At 46.9% G+C, this 17,480-nt stretch carries 10 protein-coding genes; 8 read left to right on the forward strand and 2 right to left on the reverse strand.

The features are described from left to right. Window positions 1-5: 5 nt before the first annotated feature. The 5 genes from L3C95_RS19245 to L3C95_RS19265 all read left to right on the forward strand — a co-directional run bounded on the left by L3C95_RS19245 (window position 6) and on the right by L3C95_RS19265 (window position 5,230). Window positions 6-1,367: a RagB/SusD family nutrient uptake outer membrane protein gene (locus tag L3C95_RS19245; protein ID WP_236390112.1), complete on the forward strand. Its 1,362-nt coding sequence runs from the start codon at window positions 6-8 to the stop codon at window positions 1,365-1,367. A gap of 27 nt (window positions 1,368-1,394) precedes the next feature. Continuing rightward, on the forward strand, window positions 1,395-2,741 hold the full coding sequence (locus L3C95_RS19250) for a redoxin domain-containing protein (protein ID WP_236390113.1): 1,347 nt from the start codon (window positions 1,395-1,397) through the stop codon (window positions 2,739-2,741). A 149-nt stretch (window positions 2,742-2,890) separates the two neighbouring features. Then, complete coding sequence (locus tag L3C95_RS19255) at window positions 2,891-3,778, forward strand: alpha/beta fold hydrolase (RefSeq protein WP_236390114.1); 888 nt, start codon at window positions 2,891-2,893, stop codon at window positions 3,776-3,778. Window positions 3,779-3,889: 111 nt separating this feature from the next. After that, on the forward strand, window positions 3,890-4,708 hold the full coding sequence (locus tag L3C95_RS19260; protein ID WP_236390116.1) for a helix-turn-helix domain-containing protein: 819 nt from the start codon (window positions 3,890-3,892) through the stop codon (window positions 4,706-4,708). Between the two features lie 66 nt (window positions 4,709-4,774). Continuing rightward, window positions 4,775-5,230, forward strand: a complete 456-nt coding sequence (locus L3C95_RS19265) for a VOC family protein (RefSeq protein WP_236390118.1) — start codon at window positions 4,775-4,777, stop codon at window positions 5,228-5,230. 87 nt (window positions 5,231-5,317) lie between these two features. On the opposite strand, the gene L3C95_RS19270 is transcribed toward L3C95_RS19265, so the two are convergent. Beyond that, on the reverse strand, window positions 5,318-6,415 hold the full coding sequence (locus L3C95_RS19270; protein ID WP_236390119.1) for an acyltransferase family protein: 1,098 nt from the start codon (window positions 6,413-6,415) through the stop codon (window positions 5,318-5,320). 258 nt (window positions 6,416-6,673) lie between these two features. Here L3C95_RS19270 and L3C95_RS19275 point away from each other — a divergent pair, with 258 nt between their 5' ends. Next, entirely contained in the window at window positions 6,674-7,348 is a 675-nt protein-coding gene (locus tag L3C95_RS19275) for a dihydrofolate reductase family protein (RefSeq protein WP_236390120.1), read from the forward strand. Window positions 7,349-7,371: 23 nt separating this feature from the next. Here L3C95_RS19275 and L3C95_RS19280 read toward each other — a convergent pair whose 3' ends face one another. Further along, window positions 7,372-8,292: an exopolyphosphatase gene (locus tag L3C95_RS19280; protein WP_236390121.1), complete on the reverse strand. Its 921-nt coding sequence runs from the start codon at window positions 8,290-8,292 to the stop codon at window positions 7,372-7,374. A gap of 455 nt (window positions 8,293-8,747) precedes the next feature. Between L3C95_RS19280 and L3C95_RS19285 the strand changes: the two genes are divergently transcribed. Both L3C95_RS19285 and L3C95_RS19290 read left to right on the forward strand, forming a co-directional pair. Further along, entirely contained in the window at window positions 8,748-14,534 is a 5,787-nt protein-coding gene (locus tag L3C95_RS19285; protein ID WP_236390123.1) for a hypothetical protein, read from the forward strand. A 463-nt stretch (window positions 14,535-14,997) separates the two neighbouring features. Then, window positions 14,998-17,480: hypothetical protein (locus L3C95_RS19290; protein WP_236390125.1), on the forward strand; the 2,483-nt coding region annotated here is incomplete at its 3' end.

Here is a 17,480-nt window from a genome sequence, read left to right on the forward strand (position 1 = left end):
ACACTTTGAAATATATAACACTGGCATTGCTACTGATCAATAGCCTGTTGTTTTCATCCTGCGAAAAATTTGTGGACATAGGCAAGGCGCCTAACCAGCTGCCTGTTGCTGACGTTTTTAAAGAAGACGGTACCGCCACCGCCGCTGTACTGGCTATGTATTCCTATTACACTACAAGCGGCAGCCTGCCTTACATAACGTTTGCAGGCGGCATAGAGGCTGATGATATACAGTATACTTATGCCACCAGCACGCCTGCCATGAATGAATTTCAGCAGTCGGCGGTCAATCCTAACAATGGTACCGTTTCCAGCTATCTCTGGATATACCCATATGCCGTGATCAGGCAGGCCAATCTGGCCATTGAAGGCCTGAAAGCCAGCACTACGCTCACCAGTTCCGTGCAGGCACAGTTACTGGGCGAGGCTTATTTCTTCCGCGCATTTAACTATTTCTACCTGGTGAATTACTTCGGCGCTGTACCATTGGTATTAAGTGCTGATGTAATGGAAACGGGCACCCAGCCACGTACCGGTACAGATTCAGTATGGGCACAGATCATCAGCGACCTGAAAGCGGCAGTAACATCGCTTCCTTCCGCCTATACCGGCACTTTAAGGACAAGGGTGAACAAGTATGCTGCCAGTGCCCTGTTGGCCCGCGCTTACCTGTATACGAAAGACTGGGAGAATGCCATTACCTACAGCACAGCGGTGATCGGGGCGACAGATGTTACTTATAATCTGCCGGTGCCTGACAGTGCCTTTGTAAACGTCAGCAATGAAGTGATCTTACAATACGGCACCAACAATGGCTACTCATTCATGGGTAATAACTACCGCACCAGCAGCTCTGCCGGTATTCCTAATTATTACCTGTACCCTGCTACCGCCAACGCCTTTGAGAGCGGCGATAAAAGGAGAACGGCCTGGGTGGACAGTGTGATATCCGGCGGCACTACTACCTATCGCATCAACAAGTATAAACTCGCTACCGCTACTGCCGGTAATGAATACAATGTGATATTACGCCTTGCAGAACAATACCTGATCCGTGCAGAAGCCAATGCACAGCTGGAGCGGATCGAAACAGCTGCGGCCGACCTGAATGCAGTACGTACACGCGCGGGACTGGACAACACTGCCGCTGCTACCAAAGATGATCTGCTGGCGGCTATTGCGCAGGAAAGAAAGCTGGAGCTGTTCGGAGAATTTGCCCATCGCTGGTTTGATCTTAAACGCACGAACAAGGTAAATGAGGTGATCGGTGCGATCAAATCCAACTGGGTAGCTACCGCAGCGCTGTTACCCATACCTGCTGCTGAAATCGCTAAAAACAAGACCCTCAAACAAAATGATGGTTACTAATCTATTCACTTTCATCTAAACTGTTTTATGCACATAACTCACAAACTACTATTTACAGGCGCATTGTCACTGTCAGCAATACTTGCAGTGGCGCAGGAGAAAAATACATTGCAAACGGAAAAGGACTACCAGGAAGCTGTCAGGGCTGCTTATAAAAGCAATAATTCCAAGGCAGGCGATTCATTGGTAGAAGTGGCGATTGCCCGTTTTCCTAAAGGCGCCTTTGCCCGTAACGACTTTTACAATAAGCAGGTCAACAAACAGATGCCTTCTGCAGAAAAGCTGAAAGCCTACAACAAGTGGATCAAGGCATTTCCGGAACCAAAAGACAGCGCTGATATCGTATACGATTATGCCCGTTCAGGCATCTCCTGGTCCTATGCAGAAGAGAATAATCCGAAGCAGAACCAGGCATGGCTTAAAAAGATCAGGTCACAGGAGTACCGCGCTATGATAGAAGTACATGATGGCACACGATTCCTGAGCCATAAGGATACTGTTACTGCCGAAAAACTGATACGTGCAGGCGTGGCAGATGCTGAGCAGTCTTATCCTGTCAGCAAGAATCCGATGGCGAAGAGCGATTACTATCATGCACTGAATACTTTGTCCTCGCTTTTATATCGACAGGGCAAATATGCAGAAGCACTGCAATACGCCAATATCATCTATAACGGTGGAGGCAACAGGGACAACGCCGATATTAAAAAGAACTATGCACTGCTTCTGGCGGCCAATGGCAAAGCGGACAGCGCATTGATACTGTTGTCAGAGCTGATCAGCAGTGGTAAGGCAGATCACGAGGTAAAAACAAAACTACCTGCTGTCTATACATCCGCTAAAGGCAGTGATGCAGGTTATGCTACTTTTGCAGCTGAACTGGAAACTGCGATGCGCAAGCATATACAAGAGCAGGTAAAAAAACAGCTGATCTCTGAAACAGCGCCCCTATTTACGCTGAAAGACCTGGACGGCAACACCGTATCGACGGCAGAGCTGAAAGGAAAGATCCTTGTGCTGGACTTCTGGGCTACCTGGTGCGGTCCCTGCAAACGCTCCTTTCCTGCTATGCAGAAAACAGTGAACAAGTATAAGAACGATCCCAATGTAAAGTTCCTGTTCATTGATACATGGGAAAGAGTACCCGACGCGTCAACAGGTGTGAGAAAGTTCATCCAGGACAACAACTATACCTTCCAGGTATTGCTGGATGATAAAACCACCGGTGTTGTAAGCAAGTTTGACGTACGTGGTATCCCCGCGAAATTTATCATTGACGGCACAGGCAATACCCGCTTTAAACTGACCGGTTTCAGCGGTGGAGATGACGCAGCAGTGGAAGAGTTATCTGCTATGATAGAGATGATCAGGTAAACAACATTAAACCTACAATTCATATCAGCAACAGGCTATCTGGAGTATACCGGATAGCCTGTTGTCATAATCCCCCCCTTGTTAGTCTAATTCCCCCACCTTGTCCTTTTATATCATGGACTATGTTTGCAATATCAAAAGATATACAAATGAAAACAATACACCTCGCCAGAACCATTTTGACGACCTTATTTATTCTCAATACATTCGTTATGGAAGCAACTGCACAACAAGCAAAGGCAACAAATCCGGCAACACTCAAATCGTCCGGTTATGCACCCGTTAATGGCCTAAAACTCTATTATGAGATACATGGAGAAGGACAGCCGCTGGTGCTGCTGCACGGAGCCTACATGACCATAGATCTTAACTGGTCACAACTCCTACCGGAACTGGCAAAAACACACAAAGTAATTGCACTCGAAATGCAGGGACATGGTCGCACTGCCGATATTGACCGTCCTGTTAGCCGCCAGGCCCTCGCAGATGATGTAGCGGGTCTTTTACAATACCTGAAGATAGACAGCGCCGACATATTGGGCTACAGCATGGGTGGAACGGTTGCCTATGCGTTTGCCATACAGCATCCTGCTATGGTGAAAAAGCTGATACTCGTGTCTACTGTATACAAATTTCATGGCTGGCAAAAGGAAGTAACAGATATTTTCCAGACTTTCAAACCAGAATTCTTTGATCAGACACCATTGAAAGCTGCTTATGAAAAAGTGGCGCCTGATCCCGGGCACTGGAGAGCCTTCCTGACCAAATATATGGAGTATGGTAAACAGGACTTTGACTTTGGTGCAGATAAAGTGAAGGCGATCAAATCCCCTATCCTGTTCATTATGGGAGATAACGACGGCGTAACGCTTGAGCATAAGGCGGAAATGTACCGCGCAGCTGGGGGTGGTGTTCCCGGAGATATGGCAGGGCTTCCAAAGTCGCAGCTGGCTATTTTCCCGGGTACCACGCATGTCAGCCTGATGGCGGATACCTCCAGACTGCTTTCGGTCATCAACCCTTTTCTGGATAAATAAAATTACAGCCTGCATAATATTAGCAAAGTCCATCCTTCTTACATCAAAACGTAAGGAGGATGGACTTTGTAACATTATTTGCAAATCACTACTTTTGTTCTAAAACAAACCTTGGGCATTCCCGCCAACATACAACTGCTGTACACACCGGTACAACCATCCATCAGGAATGCTGATGACAACGTCCTGTATCGGGAATATGCCCCGCATGCACAATTAACGAATATTGTCTACTGTTACTGGCAACTGAAAACCACACAGCCGCTCAACAGTGAGTTCATTTACCGCGTAGTGGCTGATGGCTGCATAGATGTGTATTTTGAACCCGGCAATCCGCCGGAAAACTATGTGATGGGCTTTAGCAGTAAGTATACAGAATTCTCCCTGGGAAACAGTTTTCACTATGTAGGCATCCGTTTCCTGCCTACCATGTTCCCCCAGCTGTTCCGTATCAACGCGGCTGAACTAAGCAACCGCTATGAGGCTTTAAACGCTGTAGTACCGGGCATGTCGCGCTTCATACAGGAACATCTCCACGATCAGCTGGCTATAAGTGATATGGTACGCATGCTGGACGGCTGGTTGCTGCAATTAGCCGGAATGGTGGATTTCAATGCCGACAACAGGCTCTATGAGGCCATGGATATCATTTTAAAGAAGGCCGGGATGGTACATCTTGAACATGATATTGATACCGGCATCAGCCCCCGCCAACTGCGCAGGTTATTTGAATATTATATCGGCGATACGCCTAAAACTTTCAGCAAGATCGTACGCTTTCAGCAGATACTCCGCGCAAAGCCTTCCGTACAGAGCCTCCGGCAGAATAAACTGTTCTTCGATGCCGGTTACCACGACCAGGCACACTTTATAAAGGAATTCAGGCACCTGTATGGCATCACGCCAACCCGGGCATTTGACAGGGAATAATTTGTCCGTTTTTTACAATGTTCCGCATATTGCATACCTGAACTTTGTGGTACAAAATACCAACAAATGAATAGGCTATTATTGCTGATCACAGCCATGCTGTTTGTGACCGGCACACAGGCGCAAAACAACAAAAAACTGAATAAGATGAAACTGAACGCAGGTATCGTTACCACAAAACTCGCGGAGAGCAAAGCTTTTTATACTGATGTACTGGGATTTGGCATTACATTCGAGAATGATTTCTACCTGCTCCTGCACACGCCCAACCATGAAGCTGAGATCAGCTTTTTACTGCCCGAACATCCCTCCCAGCAAGCGTTGTTTCATAAAGGCTTTACTGGCGCAGGTGTTTACCTCACCATTGAAGTAGAAGACGTAGATAAAATGTACCGGGAGTTAAAACAAAAAGGAATCGACATAAAGATAGATATCCGGAATGAGCCCTGGGGCGACCGCCATTTTGCCATCACAGATCCTAACGGCGTAAACATAGATATTGTTCATTACCAGGCACAATAGACTATCCTATTGGCCATTGTTACCTATCCGGATATACCCGGTAAGAGAACAAACTCCCTGAAGATAGCCCACATGCAGTCCGGTGGGCTATTTGCTTTTTTCTGATAAGTACTTCCTTACCGGCGTATCAAACCACACCATGACAACATACGCAAAAGCGATCAGCACAATGACCCCACAACTTACAATCCAGGCAACAGTACCCGTATCCGGTTTATTCTGCTGGTTATAATTTGCAAATGCCCACATCACCATGTAGTGTGTCATGTACAGCGGGTAAGAGATCTTACCTGAGAAATTGCAGATCCCTTCCATCCGCGAACGAAGCGTTGAACCGGCTCCCAGTGCTATCAGCAGGGGAAAGTAAAGCACCACAACGAGTACTTCTGCCAGCCAGTTCAGCTTAAACCAGGGCATCAGTAATGCAGCCACCAGCAGGACTGTAAGTCCTGTAAAACCCAGCTTATTTTTAATAATGAAATTGTAACGATACACCAACATGCCCGCCAGGAAAGAGAATGAAATACGTGCGGCGCCATCCCGGAAATTGTCCTTTCCCCAGCCTCCCATCACATTGCCGGCCTTGTGACCAACATAGGTAAGCCATGCAGCAGCTATTACAGCCATCACCAGCAGGATGCGTTTATCCAGCTTCCATAATATAAAACCATAAACAATATTGGCTACATATTCCCAAAACAGGCTCCAGGCCGGCGCGTTTAAGCCGAACAGATTAAAGAACCTGTCTGCCATCACGGGAAAAGGTATCACCAGTACAGACATGAGAAATATCAACGCTATTTTACCGGCGGAATAGGCAGGAGCTGCCGTCGCAAAAGGATCAAAAAAGAGCGCCAGCAATCCGAGAACAGATCCCAGGATCACCAACGGATGTAAGCGGATCAGTCTTGCTTTGAGGAACTTCCCCAGTCCCATCTTTTCGATGCGATCATCATAAGCATAGGCGATCACAAAACCACTCAGGCAAAAGAAGAAGTCGACCGCCAGGAATCCATGGCCGGCAAAGTTCTTACTATAGTCTGTATAAACGATCTCAAGAAAGTGGAATATTACGACCACGATAGCTGCAATACCTCTCAAACCATCCAGTATCTCAAAATGTTGTCTTGCCGTTCTTAATGGCGCTGCCCCAATTGCTGGCGCCTCAACTGTTGCCGTTTGCATATAGTGAAATTGTGATCGGGTAAAATAGTCATCAGAAATTATATATGCAAGGCATTTGTGCCGATTGGTGAGATATGCGGATAACACCCATTCCCAACTGGCGAACGCTACCATTAACGCCACCATCTCAACAAGCCAGGCCTGCATTCCTTAACCTGTCAACCTTTGTCGGAAAAAGCCTGCTTGTTGTCTTAATCACCCCGTCCCCTAAACACCCTTATCTTTTAGCTTTGTAGTACAACAACAAACACACATGCCATGAGAAAGATTATTGTTGCCACATTTACAAGTATGGACGGGGTATTACAGGCACCCGGCGGGCCGCATGAAGACACTTCCGGCGGATTTAAATATGGGGGCTGGATGTTTCACTACACCGACGATCAGACAGACAATAAGCTGGGGCAGATCATGTCTGAGCCATTTGATCTGTTGCTGGGCAGGCGTACTTATGAAATATTCTCCGCGTACTGGCCGTACCAGCCCAGTGACAATCCGATAGCGACTTTATTCAACCGTATCAACAAGTATGTGGTAGCCTCTACCCCGGTCGATCTCTCCTGGGAACATTCAACACTGATCACCGGTGATACGATCAGTGAATTAAAAAAACTGAAGGAACAGGATGGTCCTGATCTACTGGTACATGGTAGTAGTGTACTTATACAATCTCTGCTGGCCAACAAGCTAATAGACGAATTACATATCTGGACATTCCCTGTTACACTGGGTGAAGGCAGAAAGCTTTTTCAGGACGGCACCCAGGCAGCCCAATGGAAAGTAACGGATGTAGTGATCGGTGCCAACGGTGGTATTGTTGCCAGTTACATACCTGATGGAGATATCAGATTGGGTTCATTTGAAACGGCTGGAGTAAGTGCAAGTAAAGCCGAGCTGGCGAGAAGGGAGAAATTCGCCAAAGAAACATATTAAATACCATCACCAGCAAAGCACTATCATGCTTTGCTGGTGATCTCATCTTTAATAGAATGTAACACTCCCATTTTAAGGTCGTACATGGATAAACTGAGTGCATTCAGCTCAATATTATCCAGGATGTAAGTGGTCAGAATGGCTGCGATCACAATCATATCAACCCGCAAAGAGATCAGTCCTTTCATCTTCGTTCTTTGATCGTGATTAGATGCTATGAGCCGGGCGGCCAGCTTTTCAAATTCCTTTATATCGAGGCGCATAGAAGCAACGTCTCCTATATCATTTCCGTTATTCAGTAGAATAGCGAATGATTCAAACGCTCCCGCAGAACCGATAAGCATCTCGGGCTTATAACGCAGACAGGCCGCCTCCAGGCCGCTCAGGGCTTTATCAAGCAGATCAATAATGGCGCAGCGATCAGTATTGCCGATAGGATCAGAATGGAAGAATGCCTGCATTAAGCGGGCAGCGCCGAGATCGTAACTCTTTTTCCAGATAAGACCATCTTCGTTGCAGATGATAAACTCTGTGCTGCCACCTCCTATATCCATGATCAGGGATGTTTGCTGAATGATGCCAAGTGCTTTCACCCCGTTAAAAATAAATGCGGCTTCTTCATCTCCCGTGATCACCTGGATATCGATGCCCGCAACTTTAGCCGCTTCAACAAAGTCATGCCCGTTCACTGCATTCCTGATGGCTGATGTTGCAATAGCCCTCACTACATCCACATTATGGGCGTCAATGATTCCTCTGAAGTCTTTTAGTGTACGTATTCCCCTTTCAAAGGCCTGAGGAATGATCAGATTATCATTGATGCGTGCCTGGCCAAGCAATACCGGTACCGTGGTTTTATACACGACGCGCAGGTCCTTGTCGGTAAGATCTCCTATGATCAGGTGAAATGTATTTGTACCAAGGTCAATAACAGCAGCCCTCATGAAATTAGGTATGTTTTTACAAATCTATCAAATTAGCACGTTCCTTTAGGCGGGAATACACGATAATAACAACAAATGTATTTCATACGCATTTCTTTTCTTCACTTTCTCTATATTTTTTTTGGGATTGATACAAAACAAATCGTACTATTGCAAGTGAAATCCCGGCAGTTTTTTGTTCCCGGGAGGTCCCTACACAACACTTTGCTTTTCTCCACATTTTTTAGCCAGATTCTATAGACACCGCCAACTACCTACTTGCCATCAAGAGAATGCAAGAGTACTTTACTTTATGTGATGTAAACTTCAATGTCACTAGTGACAAGTGATTGTACTCCCCGTGCCCTTTATGGCCATACTTTAGGAATCAATTGACTGCCGACTGCAATTACTATTAAGCACCAAAACACTTATTTAACACAAGGCTCATTTCATCAACCAAAATCTGAACTATTATGAATGAAGTATTTTTACTCTTTCGTAGTATTCTAAGGGCCGTTGTACGACGAACACGCGTACCTATACTACTGGCCCTGCCCTTATTATTACTACAACTAACGGCCCATGCACAGTCGGCCAACCTTGACCAGGGCGCCAACGAGAAGGCCACCGCGCCAGTAACTCCCGTAGACTGGATCAATGGGAATCTTAATGCCAATCAGGCGCATTTCCTTGAAGGCTACTCGGTCCCCTACCGGGCTATCCTGGAAGATCTGGTCGTCAACCAGACATACACGCTGGTGATTGGACTGGATGTAAGGAATAGCGGAAAACACGCGTTGGATTACATCACGCATTTTCAAAGACTGGACCCTCACAACGTGTTCAGTCATGGCCCGGAAACGGTGAACCCGTTGCTCGACGCCCCCGAACCGGCATCCTACTTTACCACTACGGATGTCTACACGATTCCGGCGCCCTCCAGTGCCGGATCGCCCAAACCTGGACAGCCTACCAACAGCTTTAACTTATTGTCTGCCGGCGAGCAGCTGTTTACAGGGTATAATGTCGATATAACAAATATAAGCTATGCCTCAGAGGGTAGTCTGACTGCCACCAATTCAGAGACCGTCATCAATATTACTTTTAAAGCGCTTAAAGCCACCGCCATACTGGCCTGGGGTGGTCATATCGCCAGCATTGTAGACTGGGGAAAAGATCCTGTTACGGGCGAACCCAATTCTGCCAGTGCGATCAATGGTTCCCCCTATCATATGCGCCTGAAGAACTGGATCATTAACGGCAATGTAGTTAGTATCGGTAACCAGGACAGATCTTTGAAGACGGATGCTGTTTTCATTCCTCCTACCTGCGACGTTACAGGACCGGTTACTGCCTGTGTAGAGACAACTAAACTGACATATGTAGCCACGGTTGACGATCCAACCGGTCTTACCTATTTATGGAGCATCATAGGAGCTAACACCGCGAATGCAAAAATCGTGAATGCCACATTGGGCACTATAGAAGTAGTACCCATCGGTGCTGCATTTACGCCCGGCTCTTTCAACCTTCAGTTGATTGTTACCCGGGAAGGACTGAAAGACACCTGTTATCTCAACAGCCATGAAAATCCTGGCGCAGCCGTCATTATCTCGCAGGTAATTGCTAATGCCGGCGCTGATCAAACTATTACCCATCTGGATGTTGCGAATTTGTCTGCCTCCGCTGCAGGAGGTGACGGTACATATACCTTCAGCTGGACACCAACTACCGGTCTGAGTGATCCTAACATCGCCAATCCGGTCTTTACTCCGCCATCCACCGGCGTGTTCGAGTTTGTTGTGAAGGCTGATGATGGCCAGTGTTCTGATGTTGATACAGTGATCATCACTGTCACTGAACATCCGAAACCGCCATGCGGTATCGATGGCCCGAGCCCTGTTTGCCCGGGTTCTCAGAATGAATATAGCGGCCCGGACCCTTCACTGGTAGGTACCTACCTCTGGTCAGTGACCGGAGATGGCGCTATCTCCGGCGTTAATAATACTCAGAAAGTGTTGATAGACGCTGCAAAGAAATGCGGTGCATTACAGCTCCGACTGATCGTTTCAACACCTGATGGAAAGCGCAAGGACACGTGCTACCTGGATGTAATCATTAAGGATAGCATCAAGCCAGTCCTCACCGGGCAGGCTTCCGATGCGAACGTCGCCTGTGCCAGGGATGTACCGGCACCTCCTGCCATCGGCGTAACTGACGATTGTACAGCCGAACTGAAAGTCGAAACGAGCAGCACTGTTTTTGACAGCACCTGTGTGAACAGGTTTAAGATCATCCGTAAGTGGTGGGCTACAGACCTCTGTGGCAATACTTCTGACACTTTAACGCAGACTATCACTATTCACGACGATGTGAAACCGGTAATAACTGCCGACTTTGACAAGACCGTCAATGTACAGTGTCTCAAAGACGTACCTGCTGCGCCTAAACCAACAGCTACAGACAACTGTAACGGTGAAGTTACACCAGTATATACCGAAACAGGTAGTGGTACTGCTTGCGACTCCACCATCACCCGCAAGTGGGTATTCACTGACGCATGTGGTAATAGTGACTCTGTCACCCAGGTAATCAATATCAAGGATGATATTAAGCCAATACTTTCAGGCTCCGCTGATGATATCAACGTAACCTGCAGTAAAGACATACCTGCTGCCGGCAACATCTCTGCTACTGACAATTGCGATGCAACACCTGCAGTAGACTTCAGCCAGACGACCATAGACAGCACCTGCGTGAACAACTTCAAGGTGATCCGCAAGTGGTGGGCTAAGGATGCTTGTGGCAATACTTCCGACACTTTAACGCAGATTATCACTGTTCACGACGACGTGAAACCGGTAATAACTGCAGACTTTGAAAAGACCGTCAATGTACAGTGTCTCAAAGACGTACCTGTTGCGCCTAAGCCAACAGCTACAGACAATTGTAACGGTGATGTTACACCAGTATATACCGAAACAGGTAGTGGTACTGCTTGCGACTCCACCATCACCCGCAAGTGGGTATTCACTGATGCATGTGGTAACAGTGACTCTGTCACCCAGGTAATCAATATCAAGGATGATATTAAGCCAATACTTTCAGGCTCCGCTGATGATATCAACGTAACCTGCAGTAAAGACATACCTGCTGCCGGCAACATCTCTGCTACTGACAATTGCGATGCAACACCTGCAGTAGACTTCAGCCAGACGACCATAGACAGCACCTGCGTGAACAACTTCAAGGTGATTCGCAAGTGGTGGGCTAAGGATGCTTGTGGTAATACTTCTGACACTTTAACGCAGATCATCACCGTTCACGACGATGTGAAACCGGTAATAACTGCCGACTTTGAAAAGACCGTCAAGGTACAGTGTCTCAAAGACGTACCTGCTGCGCCTAAACCAACAGCTACAGACAACTGTAACGGTGAAGTTACACCAGTATATACCGAAACAGGTAGTGGTACTGCTTGTGACTCTACCATCACCCGCAAGTGGGTATTCACTGACGCATGTGGTAATAGTGACTCTGTCACCCAGGTAATCAATATCAAGGATGATATTAAGCCAATACTTTCAGGCTCCGCTGATGATATCAACGTAACCTGCAGTAAAGACATACCTGCTGCCGGCAACATCTCTGCTACTGACAATTGCGATGCAACACCTGCAGTAGACTTCAGCCAGACGACCATAGACAGCACCTGCGTGAACAACTTCAAGGTGATCCGCAAGTGGTGGGCTAAGGATGCTTGTGGCAATACTTCTGACACTTTAACACAGACTATCACCGTTCACGACGATGTGAAACCGGTAATAACTGCCGACTTTGACAAGACCGTCAACGTACAGTGTCTCAAAGACGTACCTGCTGCGCCTAAACCAACAGCTACAGACAATTGTAACGGTGAAGTTACACCAGTATATACCGAAACAGGTAGTGGTACTGCTTGTGACTCCACCATCACCCGCAAGTGGGTATTCACTGACGCATGTGGTAATAAAGATTCAGTAAGCCAGGTTATTAATATCAAGGATGATATTAAGCCAATACTTTCAGGCTCCGCTGATGATATCAACGTAACCTGCAGTAAAGACATACCTGCTGCCGGCAACATCTCTGCTACTGACAATTGCGATGCAACACCTGCAGTAGACTTCAGCCAGACGACCATAGACAGCACCTGCGTGAACAACTTCAAGGTGATCCGTAAGTGGTGGGCTAAGGATGCATGTGGCAATACTTCTGACACTTTAACGCAGATCATCACTGTTCACGACGATGTGAAACCGGTAATAACTGCAGACTTTGACAAGGTTATAGATGTACAGTGTCTCAAAGACGTACCTGCTCCTCCAAGGCCAACTGCTACAGACAATTGTGACGGCGACCTCGCTGCTGATTGTAGTGCGACCGGCAGCGGTACAGCCTGTGATTCCACTATCATCCGCAAGTGGGTATTCACTGATGCATGTGGTAACAGTGACTCTGTTACACAGGTGATCCATATCAAGGATAATATTAAGCCAATACTGTCTGGTAGTGTGAATAATGTGAACGTAGCTTGCTACAAAGACATCCCGGCTGCAGCAGGCCTCAGTGCTACTGACAATTGTACTGCAAATCCGGTTATACATTTCAGCCAGAAGTCGTTTGACAGTACCTGCGTCAACAGGCTCAAGATTATCCGTAAATGGTGGGCTGAAGACGCATGTGGCAACACTTCTGACACTTTGAAACAACTTATCACTGTCTATGACAATGTTAAGCCGGTAATAACTGCGAATTGCCATAAGATAGTGTACGTACAATGCCCGAAAGACATACCTGCCGCACCTAAGCCGACTGCAACAGACAATTGCAACGGTAGTATTCAGCCGGTATTCAGTCAAAAAGGCTTCGGTTGCGCCTGCGATTCTGTCATCGCCCGTAAGTGGGTATTCGCTGATGCATGTGGTAATAAAGATTCTGTAATGCAACTCATTCTGATCAAAGATATCACTGCACCGGTAGTAACTTACAAGCCGGCAAATATGACAGTAGCTACATGTGCATCTCCAGTCGTATTTGGTACACCTGTCTTCTCAGACAATTGCGGTACCGTAAAAGTTACTTACGTAGACAGGAAGGAAGGTACAAGTTGTCCAATCAGACATATCCGCAAATGGACAGCGAAAGATAAATGTAACAATAGCGTATCTGTAGAACAGGCCATTACTGTTCCTTGCTGTCAGGGTAAATTCTGTACCTATACACAGGGCTTCTATGGCAACGTGAAAGGTCTCGCCTGCACCCCATCCGGTACATCCGTGACTGCTGCCCAGATCATGAGTGCTGCTGTCGATGCACAGGCCGGTGACTCCGTCATCTTTGGTCTGAAGCTTACCGGTAAGTACTTTACCCTGTTCCTCGGTGATATCACCAATGGAAATATCTTCAAGATGTTGCCAGGTGGTGGCACTCCGGCAGCGCTGAAAGGCTACGCTACATTTAACAAGTCAAATACATGGCCTAATGTACCGTTACTGACAACTACCAGCAATTTTGGAAAGATCAATAATGTACTGCTGTCTCAGACAATGTCACTGTTCTTTAATATGCATCTGACTGCAACATTGAAGAACCTGACAATAGAAGGCGACACATTAAAGACAGCTAAGCTGACCGCATGTGGAAGCAATACGCCGACTACAACAGTTAGTAACTATGTAATACCACCAAGTGTAGTGAACTACCTGAAGTCAATCGGTAAAGCCAATATAGCTGGCCTGCATGAACTGGCTAACATGTATCTCGGCGGACAAACAATACCAGGAGTAGCGATTGGAGACGTTAGCAAAGCCGTAGATGCCATTAACAATGCATTTGATAAATGTGCAGTGCTTGTTGGCTGGACTAAATCTTCTGCTATAACTACGCTGAAGGTATCGACCACAACACTTTCCGTCAACGATCCGAAAGCAACAGAGGCAAGAACAGAAGAAGCTAAGCTGAATGTCACCGTATTCCCGAATCCGTACAATGATAAGCTGATATTCCGATTCATTGCACCAGTCAGCGGCCAGGTTAAACTGGAAGTTTATAACCTGCTTGGTCAACAAATTGGTCAGCTCAACTATGGTATGGTTGACAAGGGTACACAACACACAATTGAATACCATGTACCTGCAATTCATAGAGATGTATTGGTATACAAATTGAGTGTAGGTGATCTCATTAAGACAGGCAAAGCGATACATGCTAAGGAATAAGCAATTTAATATCGGCCTATATCTACAGGGGGTGCCTCATTGGCACCCTCTGTTATTTTTATAAGTCGTGAAGAAACGCTGGCTTGCAACCGATGTATATTGCTCTCTTCAGTCGTTTGCACGTTAACATCTTTTTTTTGGTTTTCGCACAAAACAATTAGACCTTTGCACTGATACCTGTGTTTTTCTTTATCATGGACGACACAACTGTCCATCTACTTCTCCATCATTTTTTTAACCACATACTGTAAAAGACCTGTAATCTGTCTGGCTGGCTGTCATCAAGGAAACGCGGGAGTGCTGCAAGCAAATAAAACCACCTGTCACCAAGTGTCATTGCGCATGGGCCTCTATGCATTTTCCGGTAGCATGTAATTCCTCTATCAACGCCAACTGCCATTAAGCATGTAAAACCACAATTCACCTGGAGGCGCATCCATCAACCAAAACAAACTCACCACTTATGCATGCAGTACGTTTACTTCTTCGCATTTGGCGGGATGTCGTACGAAGATCGCGAGCGCCTATAGCGCTGGCTCTCCCGCTACTATTATTCCTTCAACTGACAGCTTACGCACAATCGGCCAACCTTGACCAGGGGGCCAATGAAGAAGCAAGTGCGCCCATAAGCCCTGTTGACTGGATCAATGGTAATCTAAATGCGCAGCAGGCGCATTTCCTTGAAGGACATTCAGTCCCTTACCGGGCTATCCTTCAGGATCTCATTATTGACCAGGTATATACCCTGGTCATTGGATTTGATCTGAGGGATGGAGATAAACATGCGTTGGATTACATCACGCATTATCAGCGACTGGAACCTCACGCCCCTTTTGGCCATGGGGCCGAAACGGTGGATCCGTTGCTGAACATCACCGGCTTCCCTCCTTCCTACTTTACCAGTACGGATGTATACACCATCCCAACTCCATCCACACTCGGCACACCGGTAGCAGGGCAGCCTGCCACCAGTTTTAACAATTTACTGGCAGGCGAGAAGCTGTTTACAGGGTACAATGTGGATATCACCAATATCACTTATGCTTCGCAGGGTAGTCTGACCGATGCTCATTCAGAGACAGTGGTCCATATCACCTTTAAAGCACTCAAAGCTACCGCTGTACTGGCATGGGGTGGTCACATTGCCAGCATCATAGACTGGGGAAAAGACAGCTCTGCCAGCGCAATCAGTGGTTCTCCGTACCATATGCGCCTGAAGAACTGGATCATTAACGGCGAGGAAGTCGAAATTGGTAACCAGGACAGGTCACTGAAGACAGATGCTGTTTTCATTCCTCCCACCTGCGACGTTACAGGACCGGTTAGTACCTGCGTAGGGACGACCAAACTGACTTATGTAGCCACGGTTGACGATCCAACCGGTCTTACCTATTTATGGACTATTATAGGGGCTAATACGGCCAATGCCAAGATCGTAGATCCTACATTGGGCACTATAGATGTGGTGCCTATCGGTACTGATTTCACACCGGGATCTTTCAATCTTCAGTTGATCGTTACCAGGGATGGCCTGAAAGATACCTGTTATCTCAACAGCCACGAAAATCCTGGTGCACCTGTTATTATCTCGCAAGTAGTTGCTAATGCCGGCGCTGATCAGACTATTACCCATCTGGATGTTGCGAATTTGTCTGCCTCCGCTGCAGGAGGTGACGGTACGTATACCTTCAGCTGGACACCGGTTACTGGTCTGAGCGATCCTAACATCGCCAATCCTGTCTTTACTCCGCCATCTACCGGCGTATTCGAGTTTGTTGTGAAGGCAGATGATGGCCAGTGTTCCGATGTTGACACCGTTGTCATCACCGTCATTGAACATCCGAAACCGCCATGCGGTATTGAAGGTCCAAGCCCTGTTTGTCCGGGTTCACGGAATGAATATAGCGGACCGGATCCTTCACTGGTAGGTTCTTACCTCTGGTCAGTGACTGGAGATGGCACCATCTTCGGCGTTAATAATACTCAGAAAGTATTAATAGACGCCGCAAAGAAATGCGGTGCATTCAAGCTCCGGCTGATCGTTTCAACACCTGATGGAAAACGTAAGGACACCTGCTATCTGGACGTAATCATCAAAGATAGCATCAAGCCTGTCCTCTCCGGAAACGTTGCTGACGTGAATGTCGACTGTGCTAAAGATGTACCGGCGTCTCCTGCCGTCAAAGTAACTGACGATTGTACAGCCGAACTGAAAGTCGAAACAAGCAGCACTGTTTTTGACAGCACCTGTGTGAACAGGTTTAAGATCATCCGTAAGTGGTGGGCTACAGACCTCTGTGGCAATACTTCTGATACCCTGAAACAGGTGATCACTGTTAACGATGTCATCAAACCGGTAATAACAGCAACATTCGATAAGGATGTTGATATACAGTGTCTGAAAGACATACCTGGTATTCCAAAACCGACTGCAACAGATAACTGTGGCGGCGACATCACACCAGTATTCAGTGCAACAGGTAGCGGCACTACATGCGACTCTACCATAACCAGAAAGTGGGTATTCACTGATGCATGTGGTAACAGCGACTCAGTAACCCAGGTGATCAGGATCAAGGACAATACTAAGCCTGTACTTTCCGGTACCGCAGTTAATATCAATGTAAAATGTGCTAAAGACATACCTGCGGCGGCAAACATCACCGCCACTGACAATTGCGATGAATCACCAGATGTTCATTTCAGTCAGAAAGTAATAGATAGCACCTGCGTGAACAGGTTCAAGGTCATTCGCAAGTGGTGGGCTGAAGATGCATGTGGCAATAATTCCGACACTATTACACAGGTCATCACCGTCCACGACGATGTGAAGCCGGTTATAACAGCAGACTTCCCGAAGATCGTATATGTACAGTGTCTGAAAGATGTGCCTGCTAAGCCCAATCCAACTGGTACAGACAATTGTGACGGCAACGTTACACCTGT

The organism is Chitinophaga filiformis (assembly GCF_021646545.1).
Classification (GTDB): Bacteria; Bacteroidota; Bacteroidia; order Chitinophagales; family Chitinophagaceae; genus Chitinophaga; species Chitinophaga filiformis_A.

Coding starts and splice junctions, on each gene's coding strand:
- L3C95_RS19250 (WP_236390113.1), top strand. CDS start 1,395: ATGCACATAACTCACAAACTACTATTTACAGGCGCATTGTCACTGTCA.
- L3C95_RS19255 (WP_236390114.1), top strand. CDS start 2,891: ATGAAAACAATACACCTCGCCAGAACCATTTTGACGACCTTATTTATT.
- L3C95_RS19265 (WP_236390118.1), top strand. CDS start 4,775: ATGAATAGGCTATTATTGCTGATCACAGCCATGCTGTTTGTGACCGGC.
- L3C95_RS19270 (WP_236390119.1), bottom strand. CDS start 6,415: ATGCAAACGGCAACAGTTGAGGCGCCAGCAATTGGGGCAGCGCCATTA.
- L3C95_RS19275 (WP_236390120.1), top strand. CDS start 6,674: ATGAGAAAGATTATTGTTGCCACATTTACAAGTATGGACGGGGTATTA.
- L3C95_RS19280 (WP_236390121.1), bottom strand. CDS start 8,292: ATGAGGGCTGCTGTTATTGACCTTGGTACAAATACATTTCACCTGATC.
- L3C95_RS19285 (WP_236390123.1), top strand. CDS start 8,748: ATGAATGAAGTATTTTTACTCTTTCGTAGTATTCTAAGGGCCGTTGTA.